Source organism: Siphonobacter curvatus (assembly GCF_002943425.1).
GTDB lineage: Bacteria > Bacteroidota > Bacteroidia > Cytophagales > Spirosomataceae > Siphonobacter > Siphonobacter curvatus.
Map to the genome: position 1 here is coordinate 1 of NZ_PTRA01000003.1, position 26,959 is coordinate 26,959.

At 50.2% G+C, this 26,959-nt stretch carries 25 protein-coding genes and 1 rRNA gene; 14 read left to right on the forward strand and 12 right to left on the reverse strand.

Annotated elements, in window-relative coordinates; translation table 11 throughout:
* The 3 genes from rrf to C5O19_RS17045 form a co-directional block, all read left to right on the forward strand.
* Nucleotides 1–104: ribosomal RNA gene (rrf, locus tag C5O19_RS17035) — 5S ribosomal RNA — on the forward strand; the annotation flags it as partial.
* A 248-nt stretch (nt 105–352) separates the two neighbouring features.
* The gene (locus C5O19_RS17040; RefSeq protein ID WP_104714616.1) at nt 353–1,141 is read left to right on the forward strand and encodes an SDR family oxidoreductase; all 789 of its coding nucleotides are present in this window, start codon (nt 353–355) and stop codon (nt 1,139–1,141) included.
* A 10-nt stretch (nt 1,142–1,151) separates the two neighbouring features.
* A complete protein-coding gene (locus C5O19_RS17045; protein ID WP_104714617.1) occupies nt 1,152–2,048 on the forward strand; it encodes a S66 peptidase family protein in 897 nt (298 codons plus the stop codon).
* 1 nt (nt 2,049) lies between these two features.
* On the opposite strand, the gene C5O19_RS17050 is transcribed toward C5O19_RS17045, so the two are convergent.
* A complete protein-coding gene (locus C5O19_RS17050) occupies nt 2,050–2,925 on the reverse strand; it encodes a geranylgeranylglycerol-phosphate geranylgeranyltransferase (protein ID WP_104714618.1) in 876 nt (291 codons plus the stop codon).
* Nucleotides 2,926–3,097: 172 nt separating this feature from the next.
* Between C5O19_RS17050 and bshA the strand changes: the two genes are divergently transcribed.
* The 8 genes from bshA (at nt 3,098) to C5O19_RS17090 (ending at nt 11,307) form a co-directional block, all read left to right on the forward strand.
* Nucleotides 3,098–4,249, forward strand: a complete 1,152-nt coding sequence (bshA, locus tag C5O19_RS17055; RefSeq protein WP_104714619.1) for an N-acetyl-alpha-D-glucosaminyl L-malate synthase BshA — start codon at nt 3,098–3,100, stop codon at nt 4,247–4,249.
* 48 nt (nt 4,250–4,297) lie between these two features.
* On the forward strand, nt 4,298–5,632 hold the full coding sequence (locus C5O19_RS17060) for an NAD(P)/FAD-dependent oxidoreductase (RefSeq protein WP_104714620.1): 1,335 nt from the start codon (nt 4,298–4,300) through the stop codon (nt 5,630–5,632).
* A 91-nt stretch (nt 5,633–5,723) separates the two neighbouring features.
* Complete coding sequence (locus tag C5O19_RS17065; protein WP_104714621.1) at nt 5,724–6,380, forward strand: sterol desaturase family protein; 657 nt, start codon at nt 5,724–5,726, stop codon at nt 6,378–6,380.
* Between the two features lie 136 nt (nt 6,381–6,516).
* Nucleotides 6,517–8,229: a single-stranded-DNA-specific exonuclease RecJ gene (gene recJ, locus C5O19_RS17070; protein ID WP_104714622.1), complete on the forward strand. Its 1,713-nt coding sequence runs from the start codon at nt 6,517–6,519 to the stop codon at nt 8,227–8,229.
* Between the two features lie 32 nt (nt 8,230–8,261).
* Nucleotides 8,262–8,996, forward strand: coding sequence for an LPS export ABC transporter ATP-binding protein (lptB, locus tag C5O19_RS17075; RefSeq protein WP_094812947.1), 735 nt, complete (start codon nt 8,262–8,264; stop codon nt 8,994–8,996).
* A gap of 97 nt (nt 8,997–9,093) precedes the next feature.
* The gene (locus C5O19_RS17080; protein WP_104714623.1) at nt 9,094–10,251 is read left to right on the forward strand and encodes an AIR synthase related protein; all 1,158 of its coding nucleotides are present in this window, start codon (nt 9,094–9,096) and stop codon (nt 10,249–10,251) included.
* A gap of 28 nt (nt 10,252–10,279) precedes the next feature.
* Nucleotides 10,280–10,963, forward strand: coding sequence for a DUF433 domain-containing protein (locus C5O19_RS17085; RefSeq protein WP_104714624.1), 684 nt, complete (start codon nt 10,280–10,282; stop codon nt 10,961–10,963).
* Complete coding sequence (locus C5O19_RS17090) at nt 10,960–11,307, forward strand: hypothetical protein (protein ID WP_104714625.1); 348 nt, start codon at nt 10,960–10,962, stop codon at nt 11,305–11,307. The genes C5O19_RS17085 and C5O19_RS17090 overlap by 4 nt, the downstream gene beginning before the upstream one ends.
* Here C5O19_RS17090 and C5O19_RS17095 read toward each other — a convergent pair.
* The 6 genes from C5O19_RS17095 to C5O19_RS17120 form a co-directional block, all read right to left on the reverse strand.
* Entirely contained in the window at nt 11,304–12,791 is a 1,488-nt protein-coding gene (locus tag C5O19_RS17095) for a nicotinate phosphoribosyltransferase (RefSeq protein ID WP_104714906.1), read from the reverse strand. The two genes, C5O19_RS17090 and C5O19_RS17095, sit on opposite strands and share 4 nt — an antisense overlap.
* An 11-nt stretch (nt 12,792–12,802) precedes the next feature.
* Complete coding sequence (gene prs, locus C5O19_RS17100; RefSeq protein WP_104714626.1) at nt 12,803–13,630, reverse strand: ribose-phosphate diphosphokinase; 828 nt, start codon at nt 13,628–13,630, stop codon at nt 12,803–12,805.
* 93 nt (nt 13,631–13,723) lie between these two features.
* Complete coding sequence (locus C5O19_RS17105) at nt 13,724–14,422, reverse strand: NUDIX hydrolase (RefSeq protein ID WP_104714907.1); 699 nt, start codon at nt 14,420–14,422, stop codon at nt 13,724–13,726.
* A 42-nt stretch (nt 14,423–14,464) separates the two neighbouring features.
* A complete protein-coding gene (locus tag C5O19_RS17110) occupies nt 14,465–15,169 on the reverse strand; it encodes a YjjG family noncanonical pyrimidine nucleotidase (RefSeq protein WP_104714627.1) in 705 nt (234 codons plus the stop codon).
* Entirely contained in the window at nt 15,135–15,758 is a 624-nt protein-coding gene (locus C5O19_RS17115; RefSeq protein WP_094812961.1) for a hypothetical protein, read from the reverse strand. The genes C5O19_RS17110 and C5O19_RS17115 overlap by 35 nt, the downstream gene beginning before the upstream one ends.
* Complete coding sequence (locus C5O19_RS17120) at nt 15,751–17,433, reverse strand: amidase (RefSeq protein ID WP_104714628.1); 1,683 nt, start codon at nt 17,431–17,433, stop codon at nt 15,751–15,753. The genes C5O19_RS17115 and C5O19_RS17120 overlap by 8 nt, the downstream gene beginning before the upstream one ends.
* A 115-nt stretch (nt 17,434–17,548) precedes the next feature.
* Here C5O19_RS17120 and C5O19_RS17125 point away from each other — a divergent pair, with 115 nt between their 5' ends.
* Nucleotides 17,549–17,998 (forward strand): DMT family transporter, encoded by a 450-nt coding sequence (locus C5O19_RS17125; protein ID WP_104714629.1) that lies wholly within the window; start codon nt 17,549–17,551, stop codon nt 17,996–17,998.
* A 99-nt stretch (nt 17,999–18,097) separates the two neighbouring features.
* On the opposite strand, the gene C5O19_RS17130 is transcribed toward C5O19_RS17125, so the two are convergent.
* Nucleotides 18,098–20,731, reverse strand: a complete 2,634-nt coding sequence (locus C5O19_RS17130) for a valine--tRNA ligase (protein ID WP_104714630.1) — start codon at nt 20,729–20,731, stop codon at nt 18,098–18,100.
* A 204-nt stretch (nt 20,732–20,935) separates the two neighbouring features.
* Between C5O19_RS17130 and C5O19_RS17135 the strand changes: the two genes are divergently transcribed.
* Both C5O19_RS17135 and gatC read left to right on the forward strand, forming a co-directional pair.
* A complete protein-coding gene (locus C5O19_RS17135; protein ID WP_104714631.1) occupies nt 20,936–21,721 on the forward strand; it encodes a lysophospholipid acyltransferase family protein in 786 nt (261 codons plus the stop codon).
* Nucleotides 21,722–21,853: 132 nt separating this feature from the next.
* On the forward strand, nt 21,854–22,141 hold the full coding sequence (gene gatC / locus C5O19_RS17140) for an Asp-tRNA(Asn)/Glu-tRNA(Gln) amidotransferase subunit GatC (protein WP_104714632.1): 288 nt from the start codon (nt 21,854–21,856) through the stop codon (nt 22,139–22,141).
* Between the two features lie 40 nt (nt 22,142–22,181).
* On the opposite strand, the gene C5O19_RS17145 is transcribed toward gatC, so the two are convergent.
* The 4 genes from C5O19_RS17145 to C5O19_RS17160 are packed head-to-tail and all read right to left on the reverse strand — an operon-like array spanning nt 22,182 to nt 26,938.
* The gene (locus C5O19_RS17145) at nt 22,182–22,964 is read right to left on the reverse strand and encodes an amidohydrolase (protein WP_104714633.1); all 783 of its coding nucleotides are present in this window, start codon (nt 22,962–22,964) and stop codon (nt 22,182–22,184) included.
* A 2-nt stretch (nt 22,965–22,966) separates the two neighbouring features.
* Nucleotides 22,967–23,776 carry a glycosyltransferase family 2 protein gene (locus tag C5O19_RS17150; RefSeq protein ID WP_104714634.1) on the reverse strand — a complete coding sequence of 270 codons (810 nt, stop codon included), beginning with the start codon at nt 23,774–23,776 and terminating at the stop codon, nt 22,967–22,969.
* A 9-nt stretch (nt 23,777–23,785) separates the two neighbouring features.
* Nucleotides 23,786–24,568, reverse strand: a complete 783-nt coding sequence (locus tag C5O19_RS17155) for a glycosyltransferase family 2 protein (protein ID WP_104714635.1) — start codon at nt 24,566–24,568, stop codon at nt 23,786–23,788.
* A gap of 3 nt (nt 24,569–24,571) precedes the next feature.
* Entirely contained in the window at nt 24,572–26,938 is a 2,367-nt protein-coding gene (locus tag C5O19_RS17160) for a gliding motility-associated C-terminal domain-containing protein (protein WP_165796050.1), read from the reverse strand.
* Nucleotides 26,939–26,959: the final 21 nt, after the last annotated feature.

Consider the following 26,959-nt stretch of genomic DNA (forward strand, 5'->3'; position numbering starts at 1 on the left):
TCATAGGGCGGGTGTTCACCCCTTCCCATCCCGAACAGGGCCGTTAAGCCCCGCTCCGCCGATGATACTGGGTTCACCCCCGGGAAAGTAGGTAATCGCCTCCCCTTTATCAAAGAAGCTCCCTTCCATAGGAGCTTCTTTTTTTTGCTGGCTACCCTAGATGATAGCGTTACTATTATTTATCTGATCCTTTCCACCTATACCGTCTGTAATAGCTTTAGTATACAGTATTATACCTTTTGAACACTATCGTATTTCTACTCCGATATACAATAGTAGATTAAGTACAGCTTTTAAATCTTCTGCCTTATTGTTCGTATAAATCCATAAACTTGCAGCAAACTCAGTTGCTATGGATTTAAATCTTCATAACAAAACCGCTTTGGTTTGTGGCAGTACCCAGGGACTCGGATGGGCCACTGCTCAGGAATTGGCTTTACTAGGAGCTAACGTTATCTTATTAGCTCGTAACGAAAAAACGCTCCAGGAAAAGCTTTCGCTGTTAGCGAAAGCGAACGATCAGCATCATTCGTATCTCGTTGCTGATTTTACGTACCCCCAACAGGTTCAGCAAGCCGTGCGTACAGCCTTAGCTGAACATTCCACGATTCACATTTTAATTAATAATACCGGCGGCCCAGCGGGAGGATCTATCCTAGAGGCTAAGCCAGAATCCTTTTTGCAGGGATTTAATAGCCATCTTATTTGTAATCAGCTACTGGTTCAATTACTGGTGCCCGGTATGAAAGAGGCTGGGTATGGCCGTATTGTCAATGTCATTTCTACTTCTGTGAAAGCTCCGCTAGCGGGCTTGGGCGTTTCGAATACTATTCGGGGAGCCGTTGCTAGTTGGTCTAAAACCTTAGCTACCGAATTAGGTCCTTGGGGTATTACGGTTAACAATGTCTTACCCGGTTATACCGACACCAGTCGTTTGACTTCGCTAGCCGAAAGTCGGGCTCAGAAAGAAGGCAAAACCGCTGAAGAAGTTAAGCAGGAAATGGCTCAGGGCGTACCGCTCCGCCGCATCGGAAAACCCGAAGAATTCGGAGCTGCTGCGGCTTTCCTTTGTACACCTGCTGCTGCTTACATCAATGGCATTAACTTACCCGTAGACGGCGGTCGGCTAGACTGCCTGTAATGATTTGAATATGATTCGTCCCAATGCCCTACAAGCGGGTGATACCGTAGCCATTACTGCTTTGGCCAGTAAAATCGATTATGATCAATACGTGATTCCTGCCAGAGAAATTCTGGAAAGCTGGGGACTGAACGTTGTAGAGAGTAAATCTTTGAATGAAAGTTTCCATGGCTTTGCAGGCCCTGATACCAGACGCTGTGAAGACTTCCAACAGTTTCTGGATGATCCTTCCGTAAAAGCTATTTTCTCGGCTCGCGGGGGGTATGGAACGACTCGTTTCTTGGATGAGATTAACTATGAGGCTTTTGGAAAATCGCCGAAATGGATCGTCGGCTTTTCGGATATTACCGCTGTACTCTGTGATGTTTACGCTTTAGGATACGAAAGTATCCATGGACCGATGCCAAAGACTTTTGCTTGGGATGAATTTTCACTACAATCGTTGCGAAAGGTACTCTTCGGCGAATCGGTACGGTATCAGAGCCCTCCACAGGCGTTCAACCGTTTGGGCCAGGTACAGGCTCCTTTAATCGGTGGAAATTTATGCCTACTGTCTCATCTGATGGGTACTCGCTCGGAAATTAATACCGAAGGCTGTATCCTTTTTATGGAAGATACCGACGAGTATCATTATGCGTTGGATCGCTATCTGGTACACTTACATCGGGCTGGAAAGCTAGGAAACTTGGCTGGATTACTAGTAGGTAGTTTTTCTGATCTGAAAGACCAGCCCGAAGATTTTGGTAGCTCCATTTACGAAATCGTTCGATACTGGACGGATGCGTATGATTTCCCGATCGCCTTTGATTTTCCCGTAGGTCATGAGGCCGTTAATGTAGCCTTACCGCTGGGCAGAACCGCTGAATTGACCGTTACTGCTCAGGAAACAACCTTAGCCTTCTCCTAATTCATACCAAAAGCATGGTTAGTACGCCAGCCATCATGATATACTTGCACCAACTGCTCAGGAAGGCAAAGTCCTGCTTGGTATCCGCGTAGAAAAGCCGGTAAGCCATGAACAGGATCGGTACAGAAATCACCATGAAAATATACGTGAGCGTAGGAGCGTGCAGGGGCCGCGTCATGACGAAGAGAATCACCAGGAAAACGGCAATGAGTACTTCCAGAAAATACTTGGTTCGTACGAGTCCCCAGCGAATGGGTAAGGTTTGACAGCCGAATGAGGCGTCCCCCCGAACGTCTTCCATATCCTTAATGATTTCCCGAATCAAGGATATGGTAAACGCGAACAGGGCGTAGATGTACACCTCCCGTTCGTGAATCTGGTAATGAACCGCTAGTACAATCAGGGAGAGGGCCGTTAAAAAAGCCACCATCAGATTACCCCAAAACGGCAGCCGTTTTAAGTGATTGGAATACAGCCAGAGAAAAAAGAAAGCACACGCGTTGATCAGAAAAATCTTCTTATCCACCAGCCATCCCGCCGCTACGCCCATAAAATTTAGCCCCAGGTTGATACCCATCGCCCAGCGGCGTTTTAAATAGCGGCCAATAATTACTTTATCTGGTTTGTTGATCAGATCAATTTTAATGTCGTAGTAGTCATTGATGATGTAACCCGCAGCGGCAATACAGGTGGTTGAAAAAATCAGCCAGAAGAGAGGAGTATCCTGGAAGCCCGCCGTCCAGGAACGTTCCGGAAAAATAAGACAAGTATAGACCAGGTATTGCGTAGCCGCCAGAATGAGTAAATTAGGCCACCGAATCAATCGAAGAAAGCCGCTTGTAATCTGACTACTAGTAGGTTTGGGTTTATGACGCATAAAGCGATGGCTTTGAAAAATCAGAACGAGTACCCATTCTACGCTAAAGCAGCGAATGAAAACGTAGTATTGAACGAACAGGTCATCCAAAATTAATACAGGACTTGTAGCTTCCTTGCGAAACCAACCCGGAATTCATTCTGTTGTACACCCGACTAACTTACTTATCACTATGAATATCGGCATTGTGTGCTACCCAACCTTCGGCGGAAGTGGCGTAGTAGCTACCGAGCTTGGGAAAGCACTCGCCAAAAATGGACATCGTGTTCATTTTATTACGTACAGTCAACCTCCCCGTCTGGACTTCTTTAATGAAAATGTCTTTTACCACGAGGTTTTTATTCCTTCTTACCCGCTGTTTCAGCATCCACCGTATGAATTAGCTCTTTCGAGTAAGATGGTGGAAGTAGTAAAAAATCATCAGCTCGACTTACTGCACGTGCATTACGCCATTCCGCATGCTTCTGCGGCTTATATGGCCAAGCAGATTTTACGCACGCAAGGCATCCATATTCCCGTTATTACTACACTGCATGGAACAGACATTACTTTAGTCGGAAAAGATCCATCCTTCGAGCCCGTCGTCACGTTTAGCATTAATGCTTCGGATGGCGTAACTACGGTTTCGGAAAGTTTACGGAAAGATACCTACGACCAGTTTCCTATTGAGCGGGAAATCGAAGTGATTCCGAACTTTATTGATTTAGAACGTTTCCGCAAACAGAAAAAAGACCACTTCAAAACGGCCATTGCCCCCAATGGCGAAAAGATTCTGGTTCATATTTCTAATTTCAGGAAAGTCAAACGGATTGACGACATCTTACGCATGTTTGCTCTCTTACGAGAAAAAGCCTGCGTGAAGCTTCTACTGATTGGTGATGGACCCGAACGGGCTGGTTTGGAGAAGTTGGCCCGTGAATTAGGCATTAGCTCGGACGTTCGCTTCCTGGGTAAGCTCGATGCCATCGAAGAAGTACTTTCCATTGCCGATTTATTCGTGATGCCTTCCGAAAAGGAGAGTTTTGGGCTGGCCGCTCTGGAAGCCATGGCCTGTGAAGTACCGATTATTTCTTCCGACGCCGGAGGGATTCCCGAAGTAAATATTCAGGGCAAAACCGGTTTTATTTCAGCCATTGGCGATTTTGCCGATATGGCTGAAAAAGCAGCGATTATCCTTCAGGATGATCAATTGCCTATTTTTCGGGCTCATGCACTGGCTCGGGCGAAAGAATTTGATATTAATCGTATTTTACCGAGGTACGAATTTTTCTACGAAAAGGTATTGAAACAAAGCACCATAGCAGGGTATCAGGTAGCAGAGTAGGGAGAGGCGAACCTGTACGCTGTAACGTTCTTCTCAACCGATTGCCATATGTATTCAGGTATTCCCAAGACATCTCAAAAGCGGGTCGTAATTATTGGAGCTGGTTTCGGCGGACTCGCCGTGGCTCGAAAACTCGCCACATACCCGGAAATTCAGACCGTATTACTTGATCGCAATAACTTTCACCAGTTTCAGCCACTATTTTATCAGGTAGCGATGGCGGGGCTGGAACCCAGTTCGATTTCATTTCCCTTACGAAAGGCTTTTCAAAATCGCTCGAATATGCACATTCGGGTGACCAGTGTAACCAGCATCGATACCGAACGGCAGGAAGTAGAAACCAGCACAATGGGGGCAATTTCGTACGATTATCTGATTATTGCGGCGGGTGCGGAAACTAACTTTTTCGGGATGAAGAATATCATCGAGCGGGCCTTACCCATGAAGTCCGTCGGTGAGGCTCTGGCCTTACGAAACCGAATGCTGGAGAATTTCGAACGGGCTTTGATTTCCGATGATCTGGACGAGCGGCAGGGGCTGATGAACGTCGTCGTGGTAGGAGGCGGGCCAACGGGCGTAGAGTTGTCCGGCACGCTGGCTGAAATGAAAGTGCACATTCTGCCCAAGGATTACCCGGAGCTGGATTTCCGGCAAATGCAGATTTATCTGGTACAATCCGGAGGAGAACTGCTGGAACCCATGTCCCGCCAGTCGCAGATTAAGTCGGAACAATACCTGAAAAAACTGGGAATCAATGTCATGCTGAATGCCCGAGTAACGGATTTCGACGGAAAATACGTGTATTTGCTCGACGGTACGAAACTTCGCACCGATAACCTGGTGTGGACAGCGGGCGTTAAAGCTACTACATTCGAAGGGATTCCCTCGGAAGTCATGGGTCGCGGGGGGCGGATCAAAACCAATGCGTATTGTCAGGTTGAAAGTCTGCCCAACGTATTTGCCATTGGTGACATTGCGGCGGTGATGGGCGACGAAAAATTTCCAGACGGTCACCCCCAGCTGGCTCAGCCGGCCATTCAGCAGGGCAAACTACTGGCCAAAAATTTAATTCGAATTATTCGGAAAGAAAACCTGGTTCCATTCAAATACAAAGATCTTGGTTCGATGGCTACGGTAGGTCGCAACCTAGCTGTAGTGGATTTACCTTTCCTGAAATTTCAGGGATTTCTGGCCTGGCTTACCTGGATGTTTGTTCACCTGGTCTCTATTGTGGGGGTGAAAAACCGTCTGATGATCTTCATTAACTGGGTCTGGAACTACATTACTTACGATCAGTCCTTACGTCTAATCATCCGTTCCAAAGAGCCCATTATCAAGTCAGAAGTTGAAGAAGCGGAGCCTACGCACGTAAATCCATCCTAATTAAAAATTTAAGGAGCAAGAAAAGCCATTCAGCCGTACCTTTGCCCCCGTTATTTATACTTTCTCTACACTTTCCTCCTTACGTGTAGCCATGGAACCACAGAAAATCAAGCCGAAAAATAACGGCACCAAACAGCTTTTCGATAATCCCATTCTAGAAGCTCTTTCCCGGACCCACATTGCGATTCCGGTTTCTTTGTTTTTTATTCTTGGAGCCGTATTGGGCTGGTACGCATTCACGCATACGGATCTAACCAACTGGTTGATCGGCGTTTTGTTCGTTGTAGGCCTGATTGCATTTACGTTCGTTGAGTACTGGATGCACCGTAGCGTATACCATATTGAGCCCACTACACCTGCTCGGGCAAAGTTTCAGTATACTACGCACGGCGTACACCACGAATACCCGAAAGATAAAAGCCGTCTGGCGATGCCTCCGATCCTGGCCGTGATCATTTCCGGTACGCTGTTCGCTATTTTCTTCCTGTTGATGGGTGAAGCAGCGTATGCGTTTTTCCCGGGCTTCATCTGGGGATACGCCGGTTATTTGCTCGTGCACTATTGTGTACACGCGTACGCACCACCGAAGAACTTTTTAAAGCATTTGTGGATTAATCATGCAATCCATCATTACAAGGACGGCAACGTAGTATTTGGCGTATCCTCTCCACTTTGGGATTATATATTTAATACCATGGATGATAAACGCCAAAGTAAGGATACCAGCAAGGCTATGGAAACGCTGTAAGCGGGACGTAGAACTTGAGTGAATCAAACGAGTCGTTCTGAAAAGGGCGACTCGTTTGTTATATACCGGTACCTGAGGTGGCTTAAAATTTCTAAATGGTGCCGACCCCGCCCGGTTTCTTCGTTATTTTGCACGTATGGTTGAGAAGCGTTGGACATATCAGAAACTTCCTGGAACAACGGAAGAGCAGCAAGCCATTGATTCCCTGGCTCAGGCAATCAATGTGAACTCGTTTTTGGCAACGCTGCTCTGGCAACGAAACATCACCGAATTTGATACGGCGAAGTCGTTCTTTCGTCCACAGTTGAGTCAGTTGCACGATCCGAATCTGATGAAGGATATGGATCGGGCCGTCGAGCGTTTGAGTCGGGCGATTGACAAGGGGGAAAAAATTCTGATTTATGGCGATTATGACGTAGACGGTACTACTTCGGTGGCTTTGTTCTACGGCTATCTCAAGACATTTTATCCCAACCTCGAATTTTACATTCCGGATCGCTACAAGGAAGGGTACGGCGTTCAGCGTCCGGGTATCGGGTACGCCGCTGAAAAAGGCTTTTCGCTCATTGTCACACTCGACTGCGGGATCAAATCCGTAGAGCTGATTGCGGAAGCCAAAAGTCTGGGTATTGATTTTATCATTTGTGACCACCACCGACCCGGTGAGGTATTACCCGATGCCGTCGCCGTACTTGATCCCAAGCGGGAAGATTGTCCGTATCCGTTCAAAGAGTTAACCGGTTGTGGCGTCGGTTTCAAACTGCTGCAAGCCTACAACCAGTACCATCAGCTACCCGTTGAGCCCTTGTTCGAGTATCTGGATCTGTTGGCCATTAGTATCGCCGCCGATATCGTACCCATTACGGGCGAAAACCGGATTCTGGCTCATTACGGTTTAAAACGACTCAATGCCGCTCCGCGTACGGGTCTTCAGGCTCTCATCAAGGCCGCTTCACTAAAGCCACCGCTGGACATTACCAATGTGGTTTTTGGACTCAGCCCGCGAATCAATGCGGCCGGACGCATCAAGCATGCCTACGATGCCGTGAATCTTTTGCTGAGCGAGGATGAACACGAGGCCGAAGAATTCGCCCGAATTATCAACGTTCATAATACGGATCGCCGCCAGTTTGATACCCGAATCACCCAGGAAGCCCTGGAAATGATTGAACGGGATCAACTCATGAAGTCCGCCAAATCGACGGTACTCTTCAAAAATGACTGGAACAAAGGGGTTGTTGGTATCGTCGCAAGTCGTTGCATTGAGCAGTACTACCGGCCGACGATTATTCTTACGGAATCCAATGAAAAAGCGGCGGGTTCGGCTCGTTCGGTCCCCGGTTTTGACGTTTACGAAGCCATCGAAGCTTGTTCGGACTTACTGGAACAGTTTGGCGGCCATATGTACGCGGCGGGCTTAACGCTGAAAGTAGAAAATGTTCCAGCCTTCCAGCAACGATTTGAAGAAGTAGTATCCCGGAAAATACAGGTGGAGCATTTGAAACCACTGGTAGAGGTAGATATGAAATTACCTTTATCCGCCATTTCGGAGAAATTTCACGCCATAATCAGTCAAATGGGACCCTTTGGTCCGGAAAATATGACGCCCGTATTTGTCGCCGAACAGGTGCATTTATATGGCACACCGCGAATCCTGAAAGAAAAGCACCTGAAAATGGATATTCGCCAGCAAGGCTCGGCTATTTTCTCGTGTATCGGATTCGGCATGGCACACTTTTACGAACGATTGCTCGACGGGCGTCCCTTTGATCTCTGCTACCAGATTGAGATCAATGAGTTTCAGGGTAAACGGAGCCTTCAGTTACAGATTAAAGACATTAAGTTTTAGCTAGTAAAGCCTTATACTTTTCCACTATCGACATGATTCTTCGCACGGAAAACCTGGTAAAAAAATACGGACAGCGGCTGGTGAATGACAACGTGAGTTACCAGGTGGCTCAGGGAGAAATTGTAGGACTACTCGGACCCAACGGAGCCGGAAAGACGACCTCTTTCTACATGGCTACGGGCCTAGTGAAGCCCAACAGCGGAAAAGTATACCTCGATAATCTGGACGTAACGAATCTGCCGATGTACAAGCGGGCCCGTCTGGGCGTTGGTTATCTGGCTCAGGAAGCTTCCGTCTTTCGAAGCCTGACGGTGGAGGAGAACCTGCTGGCGGTACTCGAACTACGCGGCAATCTCAACAAGGTCGAACGCAAGGAGAAAATGGAATCGCTACTGGAAGAGCTGAGCTTAACCCACGTTAGAAAAAATAAGGGGCAGGTGCTTTCGGGGGGAGAACGTCGGCGGACGGAAATCGCCCGGAGTTTAGCGGTAGATCCCAAGTTTATTCTGCTGGATGAACCTTTTGCCGGGGTGGACCCGATTGCCGTCGAAGAAATTCAGGGGATCGTGGCCAAACTTAAATATCGTAACATCGGTATTCTCATCACCGACCACAACGTAGACGAAACCCTGTCAATCACTGACCGGGCCTATCTGCTGTTCGAAGGGAAAATCCTGCGATCCGGTACGCCCGAAGAGCTGGCCGCTGACCCGGTGGTACGGCGGGTATATCTGGGTAAACACTTTGAATTGAAACGGAAGATTTAAAAAACCTCTCCCCAAAGCGTATACTCCCTGGGCTGGTATCCGTAGAAAACTCGAAACGGAAAACCCTAAACTCGTAAAATCGCCCTACCTTTGCGGCATGCAAGATCGCTATGCACAACGGGGCGTTTCAGCCTCCAAAGAAGACGTTCATCAGGCCATTGCGGCTCTCGACAAAGGCCTTTTTCCTAAAGCTTTCTGTAAGATCGTTCCCGATACGCTCGCGGGCGATCCGGACTATTGTACCGTCATGCACGCCGATGGAGCGGGTACGAAAACCGCTCTGGCGTATCTGTACTGGAAAGAAACCGGCGATGTTTCCGTATGGAAGGGCATTGCTCAGGATTCCATCGTTATGAATACCGACGACCTGCTGTGCGTAGGCTGTACGGGGCCTATTCTGCTTTCCAGTTCGATTGACCGAAACAAAAACCGGATTCCCGGCGAGGTCATTTCCCAGATCATCAACGGTACAGAAGAAGTGCTGGCGATGTTGCGGGAATACGGCGTCGAGATCTACTCAACGGGCGGTGAAACGGCGGATGTAGGCGATCTGGTACGTACCATTACGGTGAACAGTACGGTAGTGGCCCGCATGAAACGTTCAGATGTCATTTCGAATGATAACATTCAGGCAGGAGATGTCGTGGTAGGTCTGGCTTCGTTCGGCCAGGCAACCTACGAAGATCAGTACAACGGAGGAATGGGTTCAAACGGACTAACTTCGGCCCGCCATGATGTACTGGGCCATTATCTGGCCTCGCTCTACCCCGAGAGCTTCGATCCGGAAGTGCCATCTGACTTGGTTTACAGTGGTTCGAAAAAACTGACCGAACCCGTAGAAGGTACGCCGCTGAACGTAGGACAACTGGTGCTGTCACCCACGCGGACGTATGCACCCTTTGTGAAAGCCCTGCTCAGCGAAATCCGTCCGAATGGAATGGTACACTGCTCGGGTGGTGCCCAGACGAAAGTGTTACATTTCATCGATAATTTACACGTCATTAAAGATAATCTCTTCCCGATTCCGCCGCTGTTCAAGCTCATTCAGCAGGAAAGCGGTACGGCTTGGTCGGAGATGTACAAAGTATTCAATATGGGTCACCGCCTGGAGGTATACCTGCCCGAGGGTCAGGCCCAGCGAGTGATTGAAATTGCCCATTCGTTTGGCATTGAGGCTCAGGTGATCGGTCGCGTGGAGGCCTTCGAAGGCAAACGCGTAACCGTGCGTAGCGAGTTTGGTGAGTTTGTGTATTAAGCGGTAAATCCCGAAGTGCGTACGACGTATGAATCCAGAAGAAATCCAGTCGATTGAACCTGCCTTGGGAACGGGTATCTACACGGTGCCCGATGTGGCTCAGATTTTGAGACTTCCCCTCACGCGGGTACGCCGCTGGCTGGATGAATTCTGGAACGGACGACTTTCGGCAACGACCAAAATATCCTATTCCTGGGGGAAAGGCCGGGAGCGGGTGGTGAATTTTCAGACGCTCATCGAGTTTTACGTCTTCTTCAAACTGCGGGAGCTGGGTATCTCCACGCCCAAGATCCTGCAGGCTCACGAAGTCAGTTCACGCCTGTTACAGACGCCTTTCCCCTTTGCTTCTTCGTTTTTATTAACCGATAGTAAGACGTTATTCGTCGAAATTGGTAATGAAATCCTGATTACGGCGGATGCCCGACTTCAGTACGAGATCAAGGAAGTCATGGAAGGGTTTTGCCGGAAGATTGAATTCGATGCCGATAAGCTGGCGTCGAAATTCTGGCCCCTGGGTAAAGACCGTTCAGTGGTGATTGATCCACAGCGGCAGCTCGGACAGCCTACCGTCCAGGGTACGAATATTCTGGCCGAAACCCTGCACCGGCTCCACCTGGGCGGAGAGGATACGCCTACGATTGCTCAACTGTACGGATTGACGCAGACACAGGTGGAAGAAGCGTTGTTTTTTGTTAATCGCCCGGTCCAATGAACGTATATATTGACGAAAATTTAGTGCCCTTTTTTCCTGAAGCGTTCCTAAATGAATTCAGCGTATGTCCGATTACGAGCGAGGAAACGATTCGTCAGGCGGATGGATTGTTGCTTTTACCGGAATTCAACGTACATCGAACACCGTCCCAGCGGGCCGTCTATGAACGCTTGGGATTGCGAATGGTTTTCGTAAGCATGCCTGCCGAAGGGGTCTGGTATTTGAACGAAAGCGAAGCCCGCCGGAAAAAGTGGGCCGAGGTGCTCAAAAAGTGTAACAAGCACCCGGAAATTTCGGCCTACCGCTGCGATCTGAACGCCAGTCGTTTGCGGAGTTTACTTTAGTTACTGGCTTGCAAAAGGAATTTCCGCTGCTGCTGTAATCGGTTACGGATGTCGGCTAGACGGTGTTCTACTAGTAATTTCCCATCTTTGAATACGGTTTGTAATAAGCCACGCGTGGCCCCTTCCGGGCTTACCTCGTCGCTTAGACCGCTTACCCAGCCATTTTCTCCTTCCACTTTTATGAGTCCTTTGGCACTACGTTTGGTACCGTCATCGGTCTTCGGATCTTTGAAAATGGCCCGTCCTTCGCCATTGACTACGCCATAGGTCGCCTTCATGGCGAAGCCAAAGGTGTCGCGGGTGACGTACTGATAGGTGTAACTCCCAATGCCGAAAACCACATTCGTACTGGCAAAACCTTTATCCGCCAGCCGCTGGCAGATGGTTTGGCAACGTTCCAGCGTAATGCTGTCTCCATAAATCAACCCCATGTGAGCGTCGAGTAGGCGGTAACCCGTGGCGGTGATCGTACCGCCAAACGTTTCCCACAAACACTCCACGGCTCCTTTGTAGGCGGGCGTTCCCACAGGAGCTGCCGGATCTCCACAGAGAATTAAAACCGGATCGCCGCTGTCGGGACGAATCACCACTTTGCCTTCCCGGCTCAGAATAGCTTCTTTCAACTCAGGCATGAATTCCGTAATCACCTGCCAGAAATCCCAGGTATCGCTGACAATACTAACCATCCCGCGTGGATAAATTTCGTTGATCAGGCGGCGGAAGGTATCTATCTCACCGCTTTGCGTACCCATGCACATGACGCTGTGTTCAGTAGCGGGAACACTACCGCCGACCAGTTCTGTATCGACGTTGGCCCCGTAATAGGTTTCCAGGAAGTCGATGGCCGGAATGGTATCCGTACCCGTAAAACTCAGCAAGTGAGCGGCTCCACTCAGCTCGGCAGCTTCAAGTCCGGCCATCCCGCGAAAGCTGAAATCGTGCCCTTGCCAGGGGACAAAAGCAGTATCACCGCCCGTTTTTTCAGCGTATTGATCCAGTAGATTCCGGTAATGAAACGCCGTGGTGGCACTGGTGCAGGGTAGCCAGAGAATGCAGGAAAGCAGGGTTTCCAGAAAGTTGGTCAGCCAGAAAAATTCCGGTTGTGTATTCTGAATTGTAAACATCGGTACGCGGAAGGGCGTCAGTGTACCTTCGGATAGGGCCCGAATCTCCAGCGGCAAATAACCCAACTCGTGCAAGGCTTCGACGTGGTCGTACGTAATGGCTCCTTTGCCGAGGTAGTTTTCAATCCGTCGCTGGTATTTTTTTACGACTTCAGTTTTCGGTTTTTTGAAAAACTGCTCCTCAAATTCTTCCAGCAAATACTTCTTTATGAAGTATTGCAAGCCAAAGAAAACCACGTGATCGACGCCTTCAATGCGACTTTTACGGGGTGTGAAGTTGCTGTATACCAGTTCGGTACCCGTTGGGTATTGGTTGCGGTGATCGACTTTGTAACCGTCGGAGAGATGAATGGGATTCATAGCGAAAGGCATTAGAAAAGAGCGGGTGAAAGAGGAACTTGGGTCAGGGCGTCGCTGGAAAGCGTCTGGAAGGAATCAGTACTGAAGATCCGATCGTAGTAGGCGGATAACTCGGTGAAGCCTCGGCTAAAGATTCCGTGACTAACGATTAGAACCAGTGAACCCGCTCCGTGCTGACGTAAAGCCTGGGCCAATTGCAGAAACGTGGCACCGCCGTCGCAAATGTCATCAACTACGACGCAGGTCTGTCCCCGCAAATCGTCCGCGTATACCCGAACATCACTGAGCTGACCCGTAACGGTATTGCGTTTTTTGCTGCATTCCACGTAAGCAACGCCGAGACGTTGGGCCAGGGCTACGGTCTTTTTCAAGGCTCCGGCGTCCGGCGAAATGAGTAGGTAGTCTGAAAGGGAAGCAAGGCACGTTAGAGCAAACGTCTGATTGGAAATGACTTTTACGTTTTGCAGTAACGCAGGCGTGACGTCGGAATGTGGATCGAAAATCTGTACTTCTTTGAATTGTAGAGCATTGATCAGATCTGCATAGATTTTCACCGTAAGGGCTTCGCCCACCTGCGTACAACGATCCTGACGAGCACCGGGAAAATAAGGAAGAAACAAATACAGGTTTTGTACACCCGCCCGCCGAAGGGCATCAACGGCTACCAGTAAAAGGCCCATATCCTGGAACGAGCGTATGCGGGTAGTCACCTGAACGTCGGCTCCGGCGACGGGTTCCTGAATGCGAATGTGGGGCTCGCCGCCGTTGAATGTAAACGCCTCATAAGCCAAACCAGGGCCGTAGGGCTGAAAGGTGGGTTCGAGATTGAGAACTTTCATATTTGCGTATATTTTACGCAAATATGTAGGAGGCCGATTAATCCTACAAGTAAATCAGGAAAAATTTTGTGTAAAAACTACGCAAAATAGAAATCAGGGAATTTCGAAGTAGAAATTTTCGTGTTGCAGGGCCTGATAGCGGTCCAGATCGAAGCGATACAGCGAAGCAGGGCGGCCCCGGCCATCGGAGACTTTGGTGGATAATTCTTCAAGGATACCAAAACTAAGTATCTTCTTGCGAAAATTCCGCCGGTCCAGCGGTTGATCAAGGATAGTACTGTAGAGCCGTTCCAGATCACTGAACAAAAACTTTTCCGGCAGCAGGTCAAAGCCAATCGGTTGATACCGCAGTTTGGAGCGGAGTCGGGTGATGGCTTTCTCCAGAATCTGGGCGTGATCGAAAGCCAGCGGGGGCAGTTCCTGCGTATCGAACCACTGGGCGTCCGTAGCATCCGTCGAAGCTTGTAGTGGCATGTTGTCCGAACGAATAATGGCCATATAGGCAATCGAAACCACCCGAAACCGGGGGTCCCGGCGGGGTTCGCCGAAGCTGAAGAGTTGTTCGAGGTAGTTGATTTTCAGGCCCGTTTCCTCCGAAAGTTCGCGTTCAACGGCCTGTTCCAGGCTCTCTGGCTCCGCAACGAAACCGCCCGGTAAGGCCCACTGTCCTTCAAAAGGGGCATACTTGCGACGAATCAACAGAACCTGTAGCCGATCCGAGTGGTATCCAAACACCACGGCATCTACCGTTAAACGAATTCCCTGTTGGGGATACTGAAAAGCTTCGGACATACGCATGATAGTAGTCCACAAAAGTAAGCGTATACAGTTTAATCACAGCCACTGCTTCAGTTCCAGTAACGAACTTAGCTGATACGTCGCCTCCCGTTCCGGGTAGAGTGATTGCCGGGGCCGGAAATAGGCAGCGTGCATACCCACGCCCAGGGCACCGGCTACGTCGGCTTCGGGGTTATCACCAATCATCAGCGATTCGCAGGCGGTACAACCCGCGGCCGTCATGGCATACTGAAACATTTCGGGTTCGGGTTTCTTGGCTCCGGCCCGCTTGCTGGTAATCACTTCCTTAAAATAACCCGTTAGCCCGCTGCTATCCATTTTGATGTACTGCACCTCGCCAAAACCGTTGGTAATGATGTGCATTTCGTAGCGGGGGGCCAGATACTCCAGCAATTCCAGGGCTCCGGGCAGTAAATGCGGTTTGTACGGGCAATTCGCCAGATACCAGTCCGTCCATTCATCACAGGAGCTATCCTCCGGGCAGCCGAGTACTTGCAGTACCTGCCGGAAACGGCGACTACGGAGTTCTTCCTGCGAGATCTGACGGGTATCGTGCAGTTCCCAGAGTTCGGCGTTGACCCGGTGAAACGTTTGCTGCAAATCCTCCGCACTTTTTACGCCGATTTTCCGTAAATCGAAGGTTTCAAAAAGCTCTACGAGCGTTTCGTTGGTATTGCGTTCGAAATCCCAGAGGGTATGGTCCAGGTCAAAAAAGAGATGTTTGTAAACCGTTTTGGGCATTGTTAAATATCTTCTTGTCCGTAATCTGCGGACGGTGCGTCTCTAAAAAATCCGTGAACAACTCCAGCTCGTCGAGTAAAGGCTGGAAGTCATAGGTGTCGTAATGATAACTTTCGGTATACACTTCCTTGAAATCCGTAATCAGGTAATCCAGTTGTTTGATATTCCAGCTTTTCAAACCCAGCAAATACAGGGTCTGAAAGTGATGGGCGAACTTGGGAGGCTCGTACCGGGAGGTCGTTTTAATATCAATCGCCCGGTCGCCGCCCACTATGTCAATCAGTCCATAAAACTCCACATTCTTAATCGCCGTACGCACGAAAAACTGGGTTTTGTACCGCATGGGGAGTTGTTTTCGCATGGCTTCGATGATGGGAGCCGGAAATTGCTCTTCCCCCCGTCCGGTAGTCAAAGCGGTTTCAAAACTAATGCCCCGCTGCTGGGCGGGTGTAGTAGGTTGCGGGACCCGGTTGATCCGATCCAGCAGGTGCCGCTCCGTTACGTATAATTCTCCATCCGCGTTTCGGAGTTCGTGATGGTACCACGAAAACAGCTGCATTAGGGTGGGATAGAGACGGTATTTAATCATGGTTGTACGAAAGCTTGGGGTGTTGCCGATGCCAGTTCGTGGCCTGTTGATAGGCTTTGGCTACCTGAAGCAGCTTGGCTTCCCCGAATAAGGATCCCATAAACGTAATACTGGTTGGTCGCTGCACGCCCTGCTCGCTTCGGAAACCGTTCGGCAACACTACGCAGGGGTGGCCCGTCAGGTTCGTCAGCGTCAGGTTAGGATTTCCAAAAGCAGGCGTTAGGTAGACGTCCAGTCCTTTGATTTTCTCCTGCATAGCCGCGATGAGTTTCGTCCGTAACCGATTTGCCCGCAGGTATTCCACAGCCGGTACGAAGCGACTGGCTCTGAAATAATTGGGCCAGGCGTTTTTATGCTGTTGAACCAGCAGATCGTCGCGGTTACTAGTAGTTAAATCGTCAAAGGCGGAAGCTCCCTCCACCGTTAATAACAAAGCCATATCACTGACGGGATACTCCGGCAACTGCATCGGTACAAGTTCGGCACCCAGGGATCGTAAGGTAGCCAGGGTTAGCGAATCCTGCGTTTTAGTAGGATAGTTACGATCAAAGGCCGTGGGAAGATATCCGATCTTTAAGCCTTTCAGGGACGTTTGGGTGCCGTCGTAATTAAACGGAGCCTTCATGATCGTATAATCTTTCTGGTCGGGACCCTGGATGGCGTTGAAAACGATGGCACAGTCTTCCACGGTACGGGCCAGCGGACCGAGTTTGTCCATACTCCAGCTGAGCGTCATGGCTCCCGTGCGGGGCACGCGACCGAAGCTGGGCCGTAATCCCGTCGTGCCGCATTCGCTCGATGGGGAAACAATGGAGCCCAGGGTTTCCGAACCGATGGCAAAAGGCAGTAAGCCCGCCGCTACGGCCGAGGCCGAACCCGCCGAGGAGCCACTGGAGCCCCGGTTGAGATTCCAAGGATTCCGGGTTTTACCCCCAAACCAGACGTCGCCCATCGCCAGCTCGCCCAGCGTGAGCTTGGCACAGAGTACGGCTCCGGCTTTTTCGAGTCGTTCGATGACCGTGGCAGTATAGGCGAACTGTTGATCTTTGTAGGCGGTCGAACCCCAGGTGGTTGGGTAGCCTTTCTGAGCCAGCAGGTCTTTTGCTCCGTAGGGAATACCGTGCAATAGGCCCCGGTACTTACCCGCCTTGATTTCGGCATCGGCCTGTGCCGCTTGTTGCAGGGCCAGGGTCTCCGTCAGGGTAACGACACAGTGTAGGTGTACGTCGTATTTCTTCAAACGTTCCAGAAAAAAGCGGGTCAATTCAACCGACGTGAGCTGCCGGCTTCGCAGTAATTCAGCCAGTTCGCGTACGGAATACCAGGCCAGCTCGTCACGATTATCTGGTAATTTTACCTTGCCAGCGGGAGCGACTTTGAAGGGCAGCGTCTGACTTTCAAAAACAAAGTTTGGCGGTAAGGGATTGAAGTACAGAGCGGGAGCGACGTCATTGCTTAGTTCGACTTTCCGCATACGCTCGTAACTCTGACGTTTGCTGAGTAACTCGCCCCGCATGGAGTCGGCTTCGGCGGCGGTAAATTCCAGACCCAGTAGCTTTTCGGCTTCTTTGACGACGGCGGCGGTAATGGCCCGATCATCGACGGCTTTCATGACAAAAGCTCCGAAGCCCATGCTGAGCAGGCATAGGGACAAAAGGGTTCTCTTTTTTTGCATGGGAAAAATCGTTGACCTGTTAAATTAGTGAATAAAGGTTGAAGTTGGTTGTAGTAATAGGGGATGCTTTAGCAAACGATCTCATACCTTTATCAAACCCATTCAAACGCCCTTTATGCAACAGCTTATCTTTTTCGTACTGGCCATTTTATGCGGGGCTGTTTTTCCTACGCAGGCGGGGTTAAATGCTCAGATGGCCCGACTGACCGGACAGGCACTCTGGGCGGCTTTCTTTTCCTTTGTTATGGGGGTAGTGGTTCTGTTCCTGGCAAGCCTGACAACCCGAACCTCCTTTGGGGAAGCGGTGGCGGCGGCGAAAACGGCTCCCTGGTACGTCTGGTTTGCTGGCGTTTTGGGAGCTTATTACATCAGTACGGTCATTGTGGTAATGCCGCGCCTGGGGGTAGCCTTAACCTTTGGACTAGTGGTACTGGGACAAATGATCGTATCCCTGTTGCTCGATCATTACGGCTGGCTGGGCGTAGCCGTCAAACCCATTTCCATCGGGCGAATCGTGGGTGCGATGCTGATTGTGGGCGGAGTGGTGTTAATTCGGAAGTTTTAGCTGTAGGGAGAGTGTGAATCGACGCAACTGACGATACATAAAAAAGCCTCCTGAAAAAACCAAAGGCTTTTCAGGAGGCACTAACCATCCACCTAACTACTAAGCCAAATTCACCAATGCTTCACGCAAGGCTACCAGCTTTGATTCGGCGTCGGCTTTCTTCTGACGTTCTTTCTCTACGACTTCGGGTTTCGCATTCTGTACGAAGCGTTCGTTGGAAAGTTTCGCGTCTACGGATTTCATAAATCCTTCGTTATACTCGATTTCTTTCTGTAAACGGTCGCGTTCGGCTTCCACGTCGATCTTTTCACCCAAAGCGATAAAGATTTTATCGGCTTTAATCAGGAAGGGCGAAACACCCGCTACATCTTCCGTTACAAACTCAATTGGTGTGGTATTGGCCAGTTTCTGAATGATGGGGTCCACGTTCTGATAGCGTTCGGTATTATCCGTACGAACCACTAGCGGCAGGGTTTCTTTCGGGGAAAGACCCTTCGAGTTACGGGTTTCCCGAACTTTCGTTACTACTTCAAACAGAACATCGAAGTCCGCTACCAGTGCAGCATCGATGGTGCCCACGGTGGGGTATGCCGCCCGGCACAGGCTTTCGCCCTGGGAACGTTCGCGGAGGTTTTGCCAGATTTCTTCCGTAATGAACGGCATGAACGGGTGCATCAAAGCCATCAGGCGTTCGAAGAAAACAACCGTTGTTTCGTACGTTTCAGCGTCGATAGGTTTGCCGAATTCGGGCTTAATGATTTCCAGATAATTTGAGCAAAATTCATCCCAGATCAGCTTATACGCCGCGTGCAGGGCATCCGAAATCCGGAATTTGCTGAAGTGATCCAGAATCTCGGCCAGCGTGGCGTTGAGTTTGGATTCAAACCAGGTAAAGGCCAGCTGATTCGAAGCCGGAGCGGATTCCGTGGAAATCTCCCAGCCCTTGATCAGACGGAAGGCATTCCATACTTTGTTACAGAAATTCCGTCCCTGTTCGCAGAGTTTTTCATCGAACAGCAAATCGTTACCAGCGGGAGCGGAGAACAAAAGTCCCGTCCGAACGCCATCAGCACCAAATTTGGCAATCAGGTCCAGTGGGTCAGGAGAATTCCCGAGTTGCTTGGACATTTTCCGGCCCTTCGCATCCCGAACGATACCCGTCAGGTATACATTCTTGAACGGACGCTCGCCCATAAATTCAAAGCCCGCCATAATCATCCGGGCAACCCAGAAGAACAGAATATCCGGACCCGTCACCAGATCGCTGGTGGGGTAATAAAACTTAATGTCTTCGTTATCCGGATTCGAAAGGGCATCAAATACGCCAAACGGCCATAGCCAGGATGAGAACCAGGTATCGAGTACGTCCGGGTCCTGCTCCAAATCCTGCTCGGTCAAGGCGAATAGCTGCATTTCGTGCTGAGCTTTTCGCAGGGCTTCCCGTTTGTTTTTAGCAACGATGATGGTACCGTCCTGCAAATAGAAGGCCGGAATCTGCTGACCCCACCAGAGTTGCCGGGAAATACACCAGTCGTGGATGTTTTCCATCCACACGCGGTACGTATTCTTGAATTTAGCGGGAATCAAAGCTACGTCGTCGTTCATCACTGAATCCAGCGCGGGCTTAGCCATATCATCCATCTTCAGCCACCATTGCATGGACAGCTTGGGTTCAATAACGGCTCCCGTACGCTCGGACGTACCGACGTTCGACTTATACTCCTCAATTTTTTCCAGGTAACCCTTTTCTTCGAGTTCCTTGATGATGGCTTTGCGGGCCGCAAAACGATCCATGCCCACGAAAAGCTGGGCTTTTTCGTTGAGCGTACCGTCATCACTCAAAATATCGATCACGGGCAGCCGGTGTTTCTGGCCCAGTTCGTAGTCATTTAAATCGTGAGCCGGCGTTACTTTCAAAGCTCCCGTACCGAAATCCATTGTTACGTATTCATCCAGAATCACGGGAATTTCCCGGTCAATTAACGGAATCCGTACTTTCTTGCCGTGCAGGTGCGTGTACCGTTCGTCTTCCGGGTGAACGCAGATGGCCGCATCGGCCATGATGGTTTCCGGGCGAACGGTAGCAATGGTTACCGAGGCTCCCTCTTCACCGACTACCGGATACTGAATGTAGACCAGCTTGGACTGTACTTCCTTAAAGATTACCTCTTCGTCCGATAGTGCCGTTTTTCCCTGGGGATCCCAGTTGACCATCCGTACGCCCCGGTAGATGAGGCCTTTGTTATACAGACGAACGAATACATCAATTACCGACTCGTAGTACTTCTCGTCCATGGTGAACCGCGTACGGTCCCAGTCGCAGGAAGCTCCGAGTTTCTTGAGTTGTTCGAGAATGATTCCGCCGTATTTGTCTTTCCACTCGAAAGCATACGAAAGAAACTCTTCGCGACTCAGATCGGTCTTGGCGATTCCCCGCTCCTTGAGCATGCCTACGACTTTGGCTTCCGTGGCAATAGAGGCGTGATCCGTACCCGGCACCCATACCGCCTCTTTACCTTCCATACGGGCCTTGCGGACCAGAATATCCTGAATTGTATTGTTGAGCATGTGGCCCATGTGCAGGATTCCCGTGACGTTTGGGGGAGGAATCACAATGGTGTACGGCTCTTTTTCAGGATTAGGCTGGGACGCGAAAAGCTTGTGCTGGAGCCAGTAGGCGTACCACTTATCTTCAACCTCGGTGGGCGAATACGTTTTGGAAATCGTGCTCATGGTAGTCATCGTTCGGGAGGAAAAATCACCCTCAACAGAATTTATTACGCAAAGATACGCAATTCGGAAGCGGCTCGGAAGGGGCATTTCTTGAATTGACGTTTCACAAACGCACTGATTTGCTGATGGATGCCTTATTTTTGCGAACTGTACTCTAGTTCAAGTAGACGAAAGTCGAACGATTCACCCTTGTTGATCCGAACCATGCGGCGTTTTTTCGTGAATGTGTATTCCATCTGGGCGGCCTTTTGGTTTGTGTTTACGTTTCTGCTGATTTTCCCGTTTCAGTATATTTTCCTGCAAAAAGAAGCCTGGAAACCCCTGGCTCACCGCTGTAACCGGGTGTGGGCTCACCTGTTTTTCCCCCTGGTAGGTATGCCGATTCTGGTCCGATACGAAAGTGGTAAACCCGATCCTAAGCAGGCGTACGTTTTTGCGTCCAATCACTTTTCGTATCTGGACGTGGCTTCGATGATGCTGATTGTGGATAACTATTTTGCCTTTCTGGGAAAAAGCGTTTTGAAGAAAGCTCCGTTGTTTGGGTACATGTTTTCGAAACTGCACATTCAGGTAGATCGGAATGATCCCCAGAGTCGTTCGAAATCCTTGCAACGCTCGTACCGGGCTTTGGAATCAGGAAGAAGTATGGTAATCTATCCGGAAGGAGGCATTCGGGCAACGAACCCACCGCAGATGCACCCGGCCTTTAAGGATGGAGCGTTTCGGATGGCCATTCGCCAGCAAGTACCGCTGGTGCCCATTTCATTACTGAATAATTACCTGTTATTGCCCGATAAGAAGAATATGCGGCTGAATCCTGGAGCCGTCCGGGCAGTAATTCATACGCCCATTCCAACGAAGGGTCTGACCGAAGCAGATGTGGAAAACTTACGGCATCAGGTCTTCGAAACGATTCAACGTACGTTGGATGAGTACACGGCGAATCCGAAGGCTCATGCCAGTGAATACAAACGGCTGACGGTGATTTAAAAAGTATTTTTGCCACCAAGGCACGAAGATACCAAGGTTCACCAAGGAAAACGCCCTTACCTTGGTGCCTCAGGCTGAGTAACTCCGTGGTTAACTTCTGAAAACGGAAAACAGCAAACTGACAACTCACTTATGCAAGTTGAAAAACAGACCCTACACAAAATGGCCCAGTTGGCCCGTTTGACTATTCGTCCCGAAGAAGAAGCAGAGCTGACCCATACGCTCAGCAGCGTACTGACTTGGATGGAACAGCTCAACGAACTCGATACTACGCAGGTAGAACCCCTGACCCACATGAGTCTGGAAGTAAATGCCTTACGGCCCGATAAAGCCCGGCAAACCCTTACGCACGAGCAGGGACTCGTGAACGCTCCCAAGCGGGATGAGAACTATTTCCGCGTGCCGAAAGTACTGGAATAAACGATCCGAGCGAGGTTGTAAACGCATCGCTCGGATCGGGCTACATTACAATTTCAAATCGGTCCCCATCCAGATACGCTGGAAACTTATCCCGAAATGTGGATAACTCTTCGTGATTCAGGGTATAGGTGTGGATAAGTGGATCGCTATGTGGATAACTTATCCAGTTGCCTTTGAAGTCAATTAAACCCGAAGCTCCAGCATGCGGTACGCCTTTACCATCGTTGCCTACGCGGTTAACGCCTACGGTATAGCATTGATTTTCAATGGCTCGGGCCGTTAACAGGCTCTTCCAGGCATTTTCCCGGGCGGCGGGCCAGTTGGCTACGTAAATCAACAGATCGTACTGGTTATCCACATTCCGGCTCCAAACCGGGAATCGCAGATCGTAACAGATGAGGGGACAAATCTTCCAGCCTTTCCAAGTGTGGATAAGTCGCCGGGTACCCGCTGTATATACCTCATGTTCGTTCCCCATCCGAAAGAGATGCCGCTTGTCGTAGGTTTCGCAGGTCCCGTCGGGCTGCATCCACACGAGCCGGTTGTAATACTTTCCGCTTTCCTGTACTACAAAACTTCCCAGCACCACTGCTTCGTACTGAGCAGCGATTTGCCGCATCCAGCGGGTAGTGGTCAGATTCATGGGTTCCGCCACCGCGGCCGGATTCATCGTGAAACCCGTCGTGAACATTTCGGGCAGAATGATGACATCCGTTGGTTCCGAGTGTTCACTCAGCTTTTCTTCCAGCATCGCCAGATTCGCCGTTGGATTTTCCCAGTACAAGTCGGTCTGTACCAGCGTTACGCGTAGAGGCTCGGGCATGGCTATACTTTGTCTTTCGTTTTCTTGAAATACTTGTTGAAAATGAATTTAAAAAAGTAGCGAAACGGCTGCTCAATGGCTTTGTCGTACAAGCGGGCTTTCTTCAGATTAATCTGGTACTGCTCGCGAATGGTACGGGCGTGTTTGGCGTAGAGGTACGCGTAAATCCGGTCGTCCGTTTCCAGGTTCGTAAAATCCGATAACGAACCCTGGCGAATCCGATAATCGAATAGCGTTTCCGAAATGTGGAAAAATTGCCAGTCGGTTTGCGTCACGCGAATCCAGAATTCCCAGTCCTCACAACCCGGTATTTGTTCGTCCAGTCCTCCGACCTGTTCCCAGACGGTTTTCCGAACGAGCGTACACATATCCAGCGCATTGGAAATAAACAGCTGCGAACCGTCGAATACGGCAGCTTTGAAACCTTTCCGCGTGGTATCTCCAAAAAAATGAGCATTACCGTAAACCACGCCCACGTCAGGCCGCGATTCCAGTACGGGAATTCCTTTCTCAAGGTACGCCGGACGAATTCGGTTGTCGCTATCCAGCAATAGCAGATATTTCCCCCGAGCGGCCCGAACACCCGTATTGCGGGCGGCCGCGGCTCCCTTGTTTTCCTGATGAAGAATCGGATATCCCCGCGTTTCTAGTTCCCGTAAGTACTCAAGCGTATACGCGTCGGTTGAGCCGTCGTTGATAATAATGATTTCGTACGCGTACGAACCCCGATACGCTTCTACGCTGGATAGGGCTTCGGGTAGATACGTTCCGGAATTATAACAGGGAATGATAACGGATACAAGCGGGGACATGCAAGGAGCTTATTTTTTCTGTCGATAAAACGTCTGGTATAGCCGAATGGCCGTACGAATGAATCCGCGGGACGTTTGATGTTTTAAAGATCGGTACTCGGGCATGAGCCTGCGGACGTACGCGGGGACAAGTTCCTCCCAGAGTGCCGCCATTTCCCGTACGTACTGCTCCCGGTTGCGGGAACCCACGCCGCCGTAGTCAAAGACAACCAGTGGATAACTAATATGGTGAAATATTTTATCCGCCAGAAAGCTACGGAGGAAAAGCCAGTGATCCCCCGCCAGTGGATACGAAGCTGGATACGGACCCAATTCCCGAAAAAGGTCCGCCCGAAAAAGCGACGACTGGTGATTCAGATTCTGCGTTTCCAGAAAAAGTAAATCCAGCGTAGCCGGGTGCGTGTGCAGCCATTTTTGGGTAACATCGCCCTGAAAGCCGTACATATCGCCGTAGAAAACGTCTACGGTCGGGTGTGCTTCGATTTGTTCAAGGCAGGTTTTAATGACGGAGGCGTCACTCAGGCAATCGCCCGCGTTAAGAAACATCAGGTACGTCCCACTAGCCTTGGCAATGCCTTTATTCATGGCGGGGTAAATACCACCATCCGGCTCGCTGCACCAGTAGGTAAGCTTTGCCTCCTGTTCCCGCAGAAACTCTACGCTACCGTCCGTCGATCCGCCATCAATCACCAGGAATTCAAAATCCTGTACGGACTGACTCCAGACACTTTCCAGCGTTTTCCGTAAACCCTCGCCCTGATTATAATGAATGGTGATGATACTGAGTTTCATAGGTTAGTAGACCAGCGTCAAGGTCCCTTTCAGGGTCGGTCGACCATTGTTAGGCTGGATGACGTAATAGTACGTAGCCGGCGGTAATCGGGTACCCTTGTAGGTGCCATCAAAAGTAGTACCGTAACCTTTGGAAACGAAGATTTCCGTACCCCAGCGGTTAAAAATCCGCACATCGGCGTTGGGATAGAACTCAATGCCCGGTAGTTCCCAGGTATCATTGGTACCATCTCCATTGGGGGTGATGGCATTGGGAATGGTAAGGGCTTCCCACACCGTCACCAGTACGTCGTCCTCCACCTGGCAACCCGCCGCGGAGGTGGCCCGAACGGTATAACGGGTGGTCTGATCCGGAGCGGCCGTAGGACTTTGAATGGTCGTCGAGCTAAGGCCGGTAGCGGGGGTCCATTCAAAGGACAGGTTGTCGTCGCTTTGCGTCTGGATGACGACCGATTCCCCGCGGACAAAACCCAGGTCCGGCCCCGCATTAAGTCGCGGAGCGGGCGAAACGGTTGCCGTTTGTTCCACTACTGTTTTACAACCCTGTTCATTGGTATACGTGTATGTCAATGGAAAACTCCCCACGCCCGCCAGCGAAGGGTCGAACTGATCCGTACCCGAAATCACGCCTTGACCCGCGAAGACGCCTCCCGCGGGCGTACCGCGAAGCGTAAGTTTGGTCACGTTGCTCTGGCAAATGGAAGGGATGGGTTCAAACGTGGCAGGTGTTTCCGGGTAAAGCTCCGCCGTATAGTCCGGTGAAAAAGCCGTACAGTTTCCAATTTTGACTTGAAAAGAATACGTCCCCGACGCCTGAACAACGTAGCGATTTTGCGTAGCTCCGGCAATGAGCTGGCCGTTGCGGTACCACTGAAACTGGTAACCCGTGGAATCGTAGGCCATCAGTGTTACGTTGGCATCCCGGCAAAAACGATTCGCCGGAGGCAGATTTTGAAAGCGGGCCTGCGGCGTGTCGTAAATGTCAATTTGCTGGGAAGGGGTGTAGTAACAAGCATCGTCCAGACTTTGTACCCGTACCGCATACAATCCGCCCCGGGTGACCGTAATCGAGGACGTGTTTTCGGGTAGCGATACGCCATCTCGCTGCCAACGGTAGCTGTAATTGCCCGTCAGCGTCGAGAGTATGATTTGTTGCGTAGCACAAGCAGGTAGGGGTACGTCGGCCGTAATGCTGGCCGCAGGACCGGGCTTGAGCGTCAGCGTAACGGATTCGGATTCTTTCGAGGCCGAGCAAACAGTAGTCGAACTGATAACCACGCGATAGGTGCCCGGCGATTGAGCCTGATACTGCCAGGAGGTAGCTCCTTCAATATTACGTCCGTCTTTCTGCCATTGGTAGGACGCATTGGGTAGTTGTCGGGTTTTCAAATCAAAAGAGCCGCTTTCGCAAACTTCGCCTTGGAGGAGTTGTTTCGTAGAGTCCGTTTGAAACACGATCGGATCGGGTAAGGTATTGTCCGGACAATCGACGACGAGTAGCTGAAAATCCCGACGAACCATTCCAATTTTCTCCCCATTCCGGTATTCTTCTACTTGTACGGAAAAGACAAAAAGACCCAATTGCGAGGGCGTTACGCTGAGCGTGCCCGTATTCGGATTGATTTGTAAAGCAGGATTTCCCGGGATCTGGTTGTTGACTCCGTACGAATTCCCCCAGCTCACCAAGGGGTAGGGGCTGGGAGCCGGTATGGAAGGATTGGGACGGGCGTCCGTCGTAAAACCCATGTAAGGCGTTTCCAGCGAATACCGTAATTGATCACCGTCGGCATCGCTGGCTCCAAAGTTGAGGGTAAAAGGCTTATTCACGCACAAATACTCGCCGTTGGGCGTACCAAAGACGGGCGACGAGTTCTGGAAAGCCTGTCCGTTGCGTTGCAGAGCCGGAAATTCCAGATAAAAAACCATCCCCGACCGGCCGGGTGATACCAGATTCACCGTGGCGGTATTCCGGCAACACCGTTCGAAAGCGACGTAATACCCCTGAGGATCGCTGTATTGCTTGGGGTCCAGATTCAGCTCATAATGATAACGGAGGATGGAGGTCTTTAAATTTCGGGCTTCTGCACAGCTCGGATTGGTATAGCGAAGGGGCTGATCGCTCTCCAGATCCATCCGAATATTTACCTCACGGTTATTGTCCCGTTTTCGGAAAATCGAAATCACAATGTCGCGTTCCTTGGGGGAGGTTCTGCCGCCAATTTCATCGAAGAATAAATTCATGTATAAATGAAACCGGCCGGGCGTATTGGATACCGCCACCATTTCAAAATTTCCGCCAACAATGTGATTGGCCCAGGCAGGCGAAAGCACGCCCCAAAAGAGGACTAATCCAAGGTACCATTTATTCATAGGCATATACGAAGATGAAAA

Excerpts from the sequence above, each read along its gene's own strand:
- C5O19_RS17040 (WP_104714616.1), top strand. The coding sequence starts at position 353 with ATGGATTTAAATCTTCATAACAAAACCGCTTTGGTTTGTGGCAGTACC.
- C5O19_RS17045 (WP_104714617.1), top strand. The coding sequence starts at position 1,152 with ATGATTCGTCCCAATGCCCTACAAGCGGGTGATACCGTAGCCATTACT.
- C5O19_RS17050 (WP_104714618.1), bottom strand. The coding sequence starts at position 2,925 with ATGCGTCATAAACCCAAACCTACTAGTAGTCAGATTACAAGCGGCTTT.
- bshA (WP_104714619.1), top strand. The coding sequence starts at position 3,098 with ATGAATATCGGCATTGTGTGCTACCCAACCTTCGGCGGAAGTGGCGTA.
- C5O19_RS17060 (WP_104714620.1), top strand. The coding sequence starts at position 4,298 with ATGTATTCAGGTATTCCCAAGACATCTCAAAAGCGGGTCGTAATTATT.
- C5O19_RS17065 (WP_104714621.1), top strand. The coding sequence starts at position 5,724 with ATGGAACCACAGAAAATCAAGCCGAAAAATAACGGCACCAAACAGCTT.
- recJ (WP_104714622.1), top strand. The coding sequence starts at position 6,517 with ATGGTTGAGAAGCGTTGGACATATCAGAAACTTCCTGGAACAACGGAA.
- lptB (WP_094812947.1), top strand. The coding sequence starts at position 8,262 with ATGATTCTTCGCACGGAAAACCTGGTAAAAAAATACGGACAGCGGCTG.
- C5O19_RS17080 (WP_104714623.1), top strand. The coding sequence starts at position 9,094 with ATGCAAGATCGCTATGCACAACGGGGCGTTTCAGCCTCCAAAGAAGAC.
- C5O19_RS17085 (WP_104714624.1), top strand. The coding sequence starts at position 10,280 with ATGAATCCAGAAGAAATCCAGTCGATTGAACCTGCCTTGGGAACGGGT.
- C5O19_RS17090 (WP_104714625.1), top strand. The coding sequence starts at position 10,960 with ATGAACGTATATATTGACGAAAATTTAGTGCCCTTTTTTCCTGAAGCG.
- C5O19_RS17095 (WP_104714906.1), bottom strand. The coding sequence starts at position 12,791 with ATGAATCCCATTCATCTCTCCGACGGTTACAAAGTCGATCACCGCAAC.
- prs (WP_104714626.1), bottom strand. The coding sequence starts at position 13,630 with ATGAAAGTTCTCAATCTCGAACCCACCTTTCAGCCCTACGGCCCTGGT.
- C5O19_RS17105 (WP_104714907.1), bottom strand. The coding sequence starts at position 14,422 with ATGTCCGAAGCTTTTCAGTATCCCCAACAGGGAATTCGTTTAACGGTA.
- C5O19_RS17110 (WP_104714627.1), bottom strand. The coding sequence starts at position 15,169 with ATGCCCAAAACGGTTTACAAACATCTCTTTTTTGACCTGGACCATACC.
- C5O19_RS17115 (WP_094812961.1), bottom strand. The coding sequence starts at position 15,758 with ATGATTAAATACCGTCTCTATCCCACCCTAATGCAGCTGTTTTCGTGG.
- C5O19_RS17120 (WP_104714628.1), bottom strand. The coding sequence starts at position 17,433 with ATGCAAAAAAAGAGAACCCTTTTGTCCCTATGCCTGCTCAGCATGGGC.
- C5O19_RS17125 (WP_104714629.1), top strand. The coding sequence starts at position 17,549 with ATGCAACAGCTTATCTTTTTCGTACTGGCCATTTTATGCGGGGCTGTT.
- C5O19_RS17130 (WP_104714630.1), bottom strand. The coding sequence starts at position 20,731 with ATGAGCACGATTTCCAAAACGTATTCGCCCACCGAGGTTGAAGATAAG.
- C5O19_RS17135 (WP_104714631.1), top strand. The coding sequence starts at position 20,936 with ATGCGGCGTTTTTTCGTGAATGTGTATTCCATCTGGGCGGCCTTTTGG.
- gatC (WP_104714632.1), top strand. The coding sequence starts at position 21,854 with ATGCAAGTTGAAAAACAGACCCTACACAAAATGGCCCAGTTGGCCCGT.
- C5O19_RS17145 (WP_104714633.1), bottom strand. The coding sequence starts at position 22,964 with ATGCCCGAGCCTCTACGCGTAACGCTGGTACAGACCGACTTGTACTGG.
- C5O19_RS17150 (WP_104714634.1), bottom strand. The coding sequence starts at position 23,776 with ATGTCCCCGCTTGTATCCGTTATCATTCCCTGTTATAATTCCGGAACG.
- C5O19_RS17155 (WP_104714635.1), bottom strand. The coding sequence starts at position 24,568 with ATGAAACTCAGTATCATCACCATTCATTATAATCAGGGCGAGGGTTTA.
- C5O19_RS17160 (WP_165796050.1), bottom strand. The coding sequence starts at position 26,938 with ATGAATAAATGGTACCTTGGATTAGTCCTCTTTTGGGGCGTGCTTTCG.